10 protein-coding genes are annotated in these 9,095 nt (G+C 72.0%); 2 read left to right on the forward strand and 8 right to left on the reverse strand.

Going from position 1 to position 9,095, the window contains the following annotated elements; translation table 11 throughout:
* Window positions 1-109 precede the first annotated feature (109 nt).
* The 7 genes from eis to LPA54_RS26680 form a co-directional block, all read right to left on the reverse strand.
* Window positions 110-1,279 carry an enhanced intracellular survival protein Eis gene (gene eis, locus LPA54_RS26650; protein WP_228982250.1) on the reverse strand — a complete coding sequence of 390 codons (1,170 nt, stop codon included), beginning with the start codon at window positions 1,277-1,279 and terminating at the stop codon, window positions 110-112.
* A 9-nt stretch (window positions 1,280-1,288) separates the two neighbouring features.
* Window positions 1,289-1,819, reverse strand: coding sequence for a MaoC family dehydratase (locus tag LPA54_RS26655; protein WP_228982253.1), 531 nt, complete (start codon window positions 1,817-1,819; stop codon window positions 1,289-1,291).
* Window positions 1,816-2,661, reverse strand: a complete 846-nt coding sequence (locus LPA54_RS26660) for a CoA ester lyase (RefSeq protein ID WP_228982256.1) — start codon at window positions 2,659-2,661, stop codon at window positions 1,816-1,818. The genes LPA54_RS26655 and LPA54_RS26660 overlap by 4 nt, the downstream gene beginning before the upstream one ends.
* 8 nt (window positions 2,662-2,669) lie before the next feature.
* The gene (locus LPA54_RS26665; RefSeq protein WP_228982257.1) at window positions 2,670-2,900 is read right to left on the reverse strand and encodes an acyl carrier protein; all 231 of its coding nucleotides are present in this window, start codon (window positions 2,898-2,900) and stop codon (window positions 2,670-2,672) included.
* Window positions 2,901-3,064: 164 nt separating this feature from the next.
* Window positions 3,065-4,105 carry a 4-hydroxy-2-oxovalerate aldolase gene (gene dmpG / locus LPA54_RS26670; RefSeq protein WP_228982259.1) on the reverse strand — a complete coding sequence of 347 codons (1,041 nt, stop codon included), beginning with the start codon at window positions 4,103-4,105 and terminating at the stop codon, window positions 3,065-3,067.
* A complete protein-coding gene (locus LPA54_RS26675) occupies window positions 4,102-4,971 on the reverse strand; it encodes an acetaldehyde dehydrogenase (acetylating) (protein WP_228982261.1) in 870 nt (289 codons plus the stop codon). The genes dmpG and LPA54_RS26675 overlap by 4 nt, the downstream gene beginning before the upstream one ends.
* Window positions 4,972-5,038: 67 nt before the next feature.
* The gene (locus LPA54_RS26680) at window positions 5,039-5,830 is read right to left on the reverse strand and encodes a 2-keto-4-pentenoate hydratase (RefSeq protein WP_228982263.1); all 792 of its coding nucleotides are present in this window, start codon (window positions 5,828-5,830) and stop codon (window positions 5,039-5,041) included.
* A gap of 193 nt (window positions 5,831-6,023) precedes the next feature.
* Between LPA54_RS26680 and LPA54_RS26685 the strand changes: the two genes are divergently transcribed.
* A complete protein-coding gene (locus tag LPA54_RS26685) occupies window positions 6,024-7,397 on the forward strand; it encodes a hypothetical protein (protein ID WP_228982264.1) in 1,374 nt (457 codons plus the stop codon).
* 18 nt (window positions 7,398-7,415) lie between these two features.
* Here LPA54_RS26685 and LPA54_RS26690 read toward each other — a convergent pair whose 3' ends face one another.
* Window positions 7,416-8,153, reverse strand: a complete 738-nt coding sequence (locus tag LPA54_RS26690) for an NUDIX domain-containing protein (RefSeq protein WP_228982266.1) — start codon at window positions 8,151-8,153, stop codon at window positions 7,416-7,418.
* A gap of 190 nt (window positions 8,154-8,343) precedes the next feature.
* Between LPA54_RS26690 and LPA54_RS26695 the strand changes: the two genes are divergently transcribed.
* Window positions 8,344-9,048, forward strand: coding sequence for a hypothetical protein (locus tag LPA54_RS26695; protein ID WP_228982268.1), 705 nt, complete (start codon window positions 8,344-8,346; stop codon window positions 9,046-9,048).
* Window positions 9,049-9,095: the final 47 nt, after the last annotated feature.

Consider the following 9,095-nt stretch of genomic DNA (forward strand, 5'->3'; position numbering starts at 1 on the left):
GATGACAACGTCGCTCATTGTCGCGCCTCAAGGACCGTCGTGTCCCCCGTTTGCTGCCTCTGGCCGGATCGGTGCCGGTACCGCCGCTTTTCCGTATTCCAAACACGCCCTAGAAGTGGTCGGGCAGCCAGGGCTCGAACTGCGCTGTGCTGCGGATGAGGGTGGCGAGTGCCTTCTCCGATTTGGCGTGGACTCCGGCCATGCGGGCTGAGGTGGTGGACCGGTAGCCGCCGGCGTACCAGACGGCGAGTTGGCGCCGTGAGAAGGTGACCTGCCCCTCGTCGTGCGTGGGGGTGATCTCGGCGTTTGCGTTCTGGATCCGCAGCATCCACCGGTCCCAGGCGGCGGTCTCGTTCTCAATCTCGATCGGTACGGCGGTCGCCAGGTCGGCGGGCCAGCCGCGGAGGCGGATGGCGTCGGGGACGTCGAGGATGCGGAGCATCCAGGGGTGCCATGCTTCGGCGGCGGCGCGGTGGTGGCGCAGGCCGTGCAGGAGGGTGGGGTAGGGCGGGAGGGCGCCGCGTCGGAAGGTGATGGTGCGGGCGCGGGTGTTGTGGCGGCCGAGGAAGGCGAGCATGGCCGCGGCGGTGGGCTGGCTGGCGGCCCAGAAGTCGTGGACGACCAGGCTCATGCCGTGTCGCTCGTGCCGCTGGGTCGTGAGGCTGAGCAGGCCCGTGGTGGGGTGGCCGGGCCGGGCGAAGCGGTAGGTGGTGAGCTGGTGTTTGTCCCGCTTCCACTTCGTCCACCACGCCGGCCGGTGGAGGGGGCCATTCCACTGGCGGGCGAGGTCGCGTTGCAGCGCTTCGGCCTCCTCCGTCGGTCCGTGCTCGATCTCGAAGTCCTCGCTGGTGAAGGAGCGCTTCAGGTCGTCGGTGGCGACCGACCAGGCGAAGACGTCGGTGGGGGCCTCCCAGCCGAGGCGGCGGGCGTAGCCGGTGGAGGAGGTGGTGATCGCGGAGATCACCGCCCCGCGCTCGATGAGGGGGCGCAGTCGCGCGGCCGTCATTCCGGCAGCCAGGCGGCCGCCGCGCTCTTCAGGGGCGACGCACCCGTCTCCCAGGCAGGCGCTGGGGACGGGGGCGCCGCCGAAGTACTGGTCGAGGAGGAGGCCCAGGCCGCCAGCGACGACCCGGCCGCCGCGCAGGGCGACCTGGAGGTCGGCGTGCTCGCGCAGGTGGGTGATGTCGCTGATCGGGTGGCCGTAGGCGCGGGTGGCGAGCTGGTCGTACTGCTCCCACAGCCCGTCGTCGGCGGGGGTGAAGGTCGGTGGCTGGTTCATGGTGCGCCTTCAGTAGTGGGCGGCGTCGCGGGCGGCGTCGGCGTCCAAGGGGAGGAGGAAGGTGCGGTGGAAGGCCAGGACGCTGGTGCCCGCCTGGTTGTGGGCGGTGGTGTGGCAGGTGACGAGCCCGGTGGCGGGGCGGCTTTCGGAGACCCGGCGGGTGAGGATCTCGGTCTGCGCGTAAAGGGTGTCGCCGAGGTGGACGGGGGCGGTGAAGCGCACCTGGTCGATGGCGAGGTTGGCGGTGGTCAGGCCGCTGATGCTGCGGACGGTCATGCCGCCTACGAGGTTGAGGGTGACGCCGGAGCAGACCAGGATGCGGCCCCAGCGGGTCTGGCTGCTGTAGTGGGCGTCGGTGTGGATGGGGGCGGGGTTGCCGCTCAGGGCGGCGCCGAGGAGGTTGTCGAGTTCGGTGACGGTCCGGCCGGGCCGGTGCTCGATGATGAGACCGGGGGTGAGTTCGGGGTAGGACAGACCGACGTTCTCCCGGACGCGGTTGTCGCCGATCTGCCGGTAGCCGTGGGGCAGGCGCGCGCTCATGAGGTGGTGTCCGCTTCTGCGACGAGTGCGCGGGCGGCGTTGAAGAAGGGGGTGCCGCGCATCTTCCCGTCGACGGTCGTCACCGCTCCGCCGCTGGCGTCGGCGGCGGCGACGACGGCGCGGGCCTGGGTGATCTCCTGCGCGGTGGGGGTGAACACGTCGTTGATCACTTTCACGTGGCGGGGGTGGACGCAGCCCTTGCCGGAGAACCCCAGCTCCTTGGCCCGCTCGGCGTCGAGGCGCAGGCTCTCGGGGTCATCGAGCTCCCAGGTGGGGGCGTCGATGGCGGGGATGTTCGCCGCGGTGGCGGCGTTGATGAGGGCCGAGCGGGCGTAGCGCAGGGCGTCCCAGCCCAGGCCGCAGCGGACGGAGGCGGCGTAGTCGGCGGAGCCGAAGATGACGCCGCCGAGTCGGGGTGCGCGCATGATCGACGGGAGGGTGGTGAAGGCCCGCGGGCTTTCGATCAGCGCCCAGATGTCCGGGGTGTATCCCTCGGCGTCGAGCGCGGCGGCGACCAGCTCGATGTCGCGGGGGGATTCGACCTTCGGGACCAGGATGAGGTCGGGGCGGGCGGTGTAGCCGGTGAGAGCGATGAGGTCCTTGATGCCCTCGATCGTCGTCAGGCTGTTCATCCGGATGCCGAGGGTGCACGGCGGGTCGGTGACGGAGAAGAAACTTTCGGAGGCGGTGCGGGCGGCCTGCTTGTCGGGGAGGGCGACGGAGTCCTCGATGTCGACGAGGGCGACCGCGGCGCCGGAGGTGCGTGCGGTGGCGAAGCGGTCGCCGCGAAGGCCGGGGGTGATGATCCAGGCCCGGCCGGGCCTGCGGTGGGTGCTGGACATGTGGCTGTTCACCTTTCGCTGCGCTTGGCGGTGATGAGGCGGTCGAGGTCGCCGAGGGTGCCGGCGCGCTCGATGTCCCTGTAGGGGATGTCGATGCCGTAGCGGTCGGCGAGGAGGACGGACAGCTCGACCACGGCGAGCGAGTCGAGTCCCGCGTGGTCGGGGCTGGCGTCGTCGGTGAGCCGGTCGGCGGGCAGGCTGAGGTCGTCGACCAGGAGGCGGGTGAGGTCATCGGTCATGGTCGGGATCCGTTTCGAGAGTCGGGGCCGGGTCGGGTGAGGGCGTGGAGGAGTGCCCGTCCGCCGGCGGTACGGGGCGGCGGACAGGCGGCCGCCGGACGCGGAGGAAGGCGGCCTGGATCAGGTCGGCGTCGCCGGTGCGGCCGGCGCGCCGGCCCGGGTCATCAGTGGGCGTTCTTCAGCTGCCGGGCGACGTCGCCGATCAGGTCTTCCTGCCCGGCGACGACCTGGCGTTCGCCCAGGGCGAGGAACAGGTCGATCGGGTCGACACCTTCGGTGCGGGCGATCTCCAGGACCGGCCGCTTGAAGCCGGAGAACACGCCGGCCAGCCCGCTGGCCACGGCGATCGAGTCGATGGACGGCGGGGCCTTCATCAGGTGGTCGGCGGCGACGTCGGAGGCGGCCAGGATGGCGCGCAGGCCGATCCCGGTCTCGATGCCTCGGCGGTTGAGGACGGCCACGAGGACTTCGAGCTGGGTGTTGCCGGCGCCGGCGCCGAACCCGCGGGCGGTCGCGTCGATGACGGTAGCGCCGGCCTCCACGGCGGCGAGCGAGTTGGCCACGGACAGGCCCAGGTTGTTGTGGCCGTGGAAGATCACCGGCACGTCGACGGCGGCGGCGATGGCCCGTACGCGCGCGGTGACGTCGGCGGGAAGGTAGTGGCCTGCGGAGTCCATGATGCCCACGGCCTGGGCACCGAACTTCGCCATCAGGGCGCACTGCTCGGCGAGTTCGCCGGGGCCGGCCATGTGGCTCATGAGCAGGACGCCCTGGGCTTCGGCCCCGAGGTCGCGGACGGCCCCGAGGTGGCGTTCGGTGACGTCGGCCTCGGTGCAGTGCGCGGCGATCCGTACGACGTCGGCGCCGTGGCGGACGGCGGCGGCGAGGTCGCTGGAGGTGCCCCAGCCGGGGGCCATGAAGACGCCCATCTGGGAGGAGGTCAGCGCCTCGCGGACGACGGTGAGCATCGTGGGGTCGTCCAGCTTGGCGCGGCCGATCTGGAGGCTGGAGGCGCCCAGCCCGTTGCCGTGGCCGACTTCCACCACCGGCACGTTGGCGGCGTTCGCGGCGGTGGCGTAGGCGCGGAGCTGGTCGGCGTCGAGCTGGTGGCCGACCGCGTGGTGGCCGTCGCGCAGGGTCGGGTCGTGCAGGAGGATCCGGGGCCGCTGGTGCCCGGTGTTGTCCATGAGGTCGGTTCCCTTCATCGAGGGGCGGCGGCCTTCTGCGAGGCGAGCAGGACGGCGGCGGAGTTGATGATGTCGATGCTTCCGGCGTGGCGGGGAAGGCGGCCGCCGACGGCGGTGACCTCCACCACGACCGAGATGCGGTCGGTGCCCACGGTGAGCGAGGCCACCTCGAACCCGGGCGTGTAGGCGCGCACGGCCTGGGCGGCCGTCGCGACGCTCGTGCGCACCGGTGCGGGCCGGACGCCGTCGGCAAGAACCGTCATGGCCACCCGGAACGGCGGGGCGGGCCGGGCGGGAGTGAGGTTGACCAGGACTTTCGCCTCCCGGGCGCCGGTGAAGGTCCGAATCGCGTCGGAGGTGGTGGCGATGTACTGGTCGAGGTTCAGGCGGGTGGCCCGTCCGGCGTTCGCGCTCGCCCCGGTGGAGACGACCTCGATGTAGGTGGGGGTGCAGCTCCGGGAGATGGCGTGCAGGATCGGGATGGCCGCCTGCCCGCCGCAGCTGACCAGGTTCAGGTGCCGGTCGGCCGCCGACCGGTGGCTGCTGATGCCCGGGATGGCGAGGGCGCCACGTCCCGTGGGGGTCAGGTCGATCAGGGTGGTGCCCGTCGGGCGCAGCGCCTTCCAGTGCTCGGCGTGGCTGTCGGCGTTGCTGGCGTCGAAGACCACGTCGAAGGGGCCGGCCTCAACCACGGCGTCGATCCCGCCGGCGGTCGTGGGGCAGCCCATCTCGGCCACCCGGCGCAGGCCCAGACTGTTGGGGTCGCGGCCCGCTACCAGGGCCATGTCCAGCTGCGCCGACCTGCGGATCTTGTCGACAAGGTCGATGCCGATCAGGCCCGCGCCGAGTACGGCGACACGCGTTCGCTGTCCGCCAGCAGCCATCGGCCGCTCCTTCGCTCGAAGAGGGGGTGGGGTGGTGAGAGTGGGGCGCCGTCGCAGTGCCCCGGGTCTAGACGACGCGCAGTTCCACCGGCGGCAGCTGCGGCGAATGCGCGCGGACGGTGTTGCGGGCCTCCAGGGGCAGGCTGGCGTGCACGGCCCCGGCCAGGACCAGCTGTCCGGCGCGCAGGCCGCCGCCGAAGCGGTGCAGCCGCCCGGCGAGCCAGACCAAGGCACGCAGCGGGTCGCCCAGGACCGCGCGGCCTTCCCCCGTCGCGACGGCGGTGCCGTCGACGCTGACGACCAGGGTCTCCGCGGCCAGGTCCATGTCCGCGGCCAAGGGCACCATGGGCCCGGTGACGACCCGGGCGCAGGAGGCGTTGTCGGCGATGCTGTCCGCGACCGTCATGCGCCAGCTGGTGAAGCGGGTGTCGATCACCTCCAGGGCCAAAAACACCTCCTGCACCGCCGCCCGCGCCTCCTCCACGCCCACGCTCGGGCCCGTCAGGTCGCAGCCGAGCCGGAACGCGATCTCCGCCTCCACCCGCGGCCGCATCAGCGCCGAGCGGGCCACGGCGCTTCCGGTGGGCAGCACCATGTCATCCAGCAGGACACCGGAGTCCGGCTCATCGACGCCCATCTGCTGCTGCATCGCCTTCGACGTCACACCGGCCTTGTGGCCGACGACGCGGGCGCCGGCCGCGATCCGCCGTCCGACCGCCGCGGCCTGTACGCGGTAGGCCGACTCCAACGACAGCCCCGGCCATCGGGTGCTCAGCGTGTCGATCGGGACCCGCTCGTGCTCCGCCGCGAGCAGAGCCGATGCACTGCCGGCGATCCAGCGGTCATCCCGCTCGTCCATGACGATCCCTCCTCAGCGCATGGCACAGCACACGCGGTCCGCGAACGTGGGCATTGGGCACGGGAGCAATCCGGAGCGGCGCTGATGGCGGCCGCCGGGCTCGGGCCTGATGTGAAGTCAACCGGCCGCGCGGACGCGGCGGTACGGTAGCGGGCAGGCCAAGCGGTATATCGCGTATACGGGGCAGGTGCTCATGACCACGCGCACGCCGAACGTCCAGCTCAGCGCGCTTGTCGCGGAATCCGGGCTCACCTACGAGGCGTTAGCCAGAGCAGTCCGCGCGGTCGCCGCCGAGTGCGGCGCACGCTTGCGCACGAACAAGTCCAACATCGAGCACTGGATCTCCGGCTCCGTGCCCCGCGGGGACACCCCGCGCTACCTCGCGGTCGCGCTCTCCCGCCGTCTGGGCCGGCTGCTGACCCCCGCCGATCTCGGCCTGCCCTCCCCAGCCGAAGCCGAAGATGACACCATCGGACTGTCCTTGGGGGCCGACCCTTTGGACGCCCTGCTGCCGATGTGGAGGTACGAGGTGGACCGCCGCCGCTTCCTGAGGGCCTCCGCCTACTCCACGGCAGCCGCAGCCCTGCCCCTGCACCACCTTCACGACGTCGCCGAGCGCACCGCGGCAGCCCGCACCGGCTACACCGTCGGCATGGCCGAGGTCGCCGCTGTTCGCGACATGATCCACGCGTTCTCCGAGATGGACGAACGCCACGGCGGGCAGCACGGCCGCAGCGCCCTGGTTACCTACCTCCGCGACGACGTCGCCCCGCTGTGCCGGGCCCGCTTCCGCACCGACGACGTACGCCGGCAGATGCTCTCCGCCGCCAGCCGCGGCGTGCACCTGCTCGGCTGGAAGAGCTACGACGCCGGGCAGCAGGGCCTCGCCCAGCGCTACTACCTCCAGTCCTACGCGCTGGCCGCCGAATCCGGGCTCCCCGGACACGACGGCTTCGTGATGCGCACCATGGCCATGCAGGGCCTCAAGCTCCACCGCCCCGAGCACTGCCTGAACCTGGCCGAGACGGGCCTGAACCGGGCCAAGGGCCGGGTCGACGCCCAGACCGAAGCGCTCTTCCGCGTCGTCCACGCCCACACCCTGGCCAAGAGCGGCAAGCACCGCGCCGCCCTCTCCGAAGCCGAGCACGCCCGCACTCTCCTCACCAGCGCCCCCGGCGACGAAGTGCCGTTTTGGGCGCTGGCCTGGGGGCCGCCGGCCGCGTCTGTGTACTCCCGCACCGCCAAGGTCCACGAGACCATGGGCGACCACCGGGCCGCCGCCGAGCACTACACACTGGCGGCCGCAGCCCGCCCAGGGGACACCTACGCGCGGATCGTCGCCCTCGACCTCGTCGCGGGCGCCGAGATGCACCTCAAGCGCGGCAGCATCGAGCAGGCATGCGCCACCTGGCACCAGGCCCTCGACCACATGGACGGCGTCCGCTCCGTCCGCACCCGCAAGGCCGTCTCGCGCATGCGCGCAGACCTCGCGCGCTTCCGCGCCCGCGGACTGCGATGCGTAGCGGAACTCGATGAACGCGGACGGGGCTTCCTCACCGGCGCCTGAGCGGTCGCCGCCGGGGCTTCACCGCCCCGCGGTGTAGCGACGCACGATCGGCTCCAGGTAATCCGCGTGCGGACCCATCAGGCTCGCCAGCTCGTCCGGCGAACGCACCAGGGCGATGCCGTCGAGCTCGGGCTCACGACCCTGGGCTCGCTCGGCGGCCGCCGCAGCGCGGAAGGCCGTGCGCACCGTCGCCTCGGGCAGCGGCGGGGCAAGGTACGTCGCGCCGATACTGCCGTTTTCGCCGCGGGTGACGACGTACAACTTCAGGTGCTCGGCAGTCACGTCGACCCCCAGCTCCTCCGCCAGCTCACGCGCGGCCTGTTTGGCCAACGTCGACTCCAGGGCCTCGCCATCCTGCGGCGGCTCCACCGACCCGCCCGGCAGTTGCCAGCGGCCCGGGGCAGCCGTGGAGGGCGCCATTCGCGCCGCCAGCACACGGCCGTCCACGGTCGGCTGCACGACATTCACGAACAGCGACGGCAGCGCCGTGGCGCCGGGAACACGTCGAAGGGCGTAGTGCCGGTAGGTGACCCGTACCCAGGAGAGCCGCAGGGTGTGTGGGTCCGTCCACTCCAGCCCCCCGCAGGCCACCACAGGCCCGTCGAAGAGGCTTCGGTTGGCTTGAATCGCCTGGTTCCACACATAGTCTCTGGCTGCTTCATCCGAGGGCGACAGCGCCGGCTCCTCGACCTCCACGAACAGGAGCCGCTTAACGTCGAAGAGGTCAACGCCCACGGGGGGCAGCGTCTCGGTCACCGGGTCATCGTAGAGCGCGCGAGGAGCATCGCGTGGGGCCCGGCCACTCGTTCAGGGAGAGTTTTTTAAAAAACCTCCCAACATTGTTGCGACGGTTTTTAAAAAACTCTAAGTTGGGTGGTGCCGGGGGTGGCCGCCCCCGGCACCGAAGCCCCGCCGTGCAGGGCGGGCCTCCATCGAGGAGCATCACATGCGGAACATCGCCTCCACCAATGCGGGCGTCGAGGTCGCCGAGGAGTACGCCGAGTACGTCGTCGAGCTGGTGGACGCCGACCGGTCGCCGGTCCGCGCCACCACCACCATGTCGGCGGACGGTCAGATCGACACGTGGATCCGGCTGCACACCTACACCGCCCCGGACGGGGTGACGAGGTGGGCGGTCGACTACACGGACTGCAACAGCCGGGAGCTGGAGGAGGCCGACGAGCCCGGCGAGGTCGGCCGGGCGGAGGCCGAAGCGCGCTACGAGCACCACGTCCGCGAGTCCGCCAACCTGCTGGGCGTGGACCGCGAGGGGATCGACCGGCGGTTCCACACCACCGACGTCGACGGCGTGCCCGGCCCGCTGCCGGACCTCCCGGAGCTCACCTACGACCACCTGGAGCAGCTGATCGACTCGCCGGCGGAGGACCCGGTGCTGCACCTGGAGCGCACCGAGGACGGCGAGGGTGACGAGCTGGCCGTGGCGGTCGGGCCCGCCGCGCAGGTGCCCTCCGCGGTGGTGCTGCTCTCCCGTCGAGACCTCATCCAGGAGCTGGGCCGCCCCGACACCGGCAGCGGTACGGCCGGACGTCTGGCCTACGCCGACCTGGACGAGGACGACGACGTCGTTGCCGGGCACGCGCTGCGGGAGGCCGAGGAGCGGCGCAGGGCCGCCGCGGGCGTCCTGTTCTGACCCCACCCCCCTTTCGGCAGGCCGCCCGCCCGCGCCCTCGCGCGGGC

The organism is Streptomyces sp. DH12 (genome assembly GCF_020873895.1).
In the GTDB taxonomy this organism is placed as follows: Bacteria; Actinomycetota; Actinomycetes; order Streptomycetales; family Streptomycetaceae; genus Streptomyces.

What these genes read in the sequence shown, in the direction of transcription:
- eis (WP_228982250.1), bottom strand. Translation starts at nt 1,279, where the DNA reads ATGAACCAGCCACCGACCTTCACCCCCGCCGACGACGGGCTGTGGGAG.
- LPA54_RS26655 (WP_228982253.1), bottom strand. Translation starts at nt 1,819, where the DNA reads ATGAGCGCGCGCCTGCCCCACGGCTACCGGCAGATCGGCGACAACCGC.
- LPA54_RS26660 (WP_228982256.1), bottom strand. Translation starts at nt 2,661, where the DNA reads ATGTCCAGCACCCACCGCAGGCCCGGCCGGGCCTGGATCATCACCCCC.
- LPA54_RS26665 (WP_228982257.1), bottom strand. Translation starts at nt 2,900, where the DNA reads ATGACCGATGACCTCACCCGCCTCCTGGTCGACGACCTCAGCCTGCCC.
- dmpG (WP_228982259.1), bottom strand. Translation starts at nt 4,105, where the DNA reads ATGAAGGGAACCGACCTCATGGACAACACCGGGCACCAGCGGCCCCGG.
- LPA54_RS26675 (WP_228982261.1), bottom strand. Translation starts at nt 4,971, where the DNA reads ATGGCTGCTGGCGGACAGCGAACGCGTGTCGCCGTACTCGGCGCGGGC.
- LPA54_RS26680 (WP_228982263.1), bottom strand. Translation starts at nt 5,830, where the DNA reads ATGGACGAGCGGGATGACCGCTGGATCGCCGGCAGTGCATCGGCTCTG.
- LPA54_RS26685 (WP_228982264.1), top strand. Translation starts at nt 6,024, where the DNA reads ATGACCACGCGCACGCCGAACGTCCAGCTCAGCGCGCTTGTCGCGGAA.
- LPA54_RS26695 (WP_228982268.1), top strand. Translation starts at nt 8,344, where the DNA reads ATGCGGAACATCGCCTCCACCAATGCGGGCGTCGAGGTCGCCGAGGAG.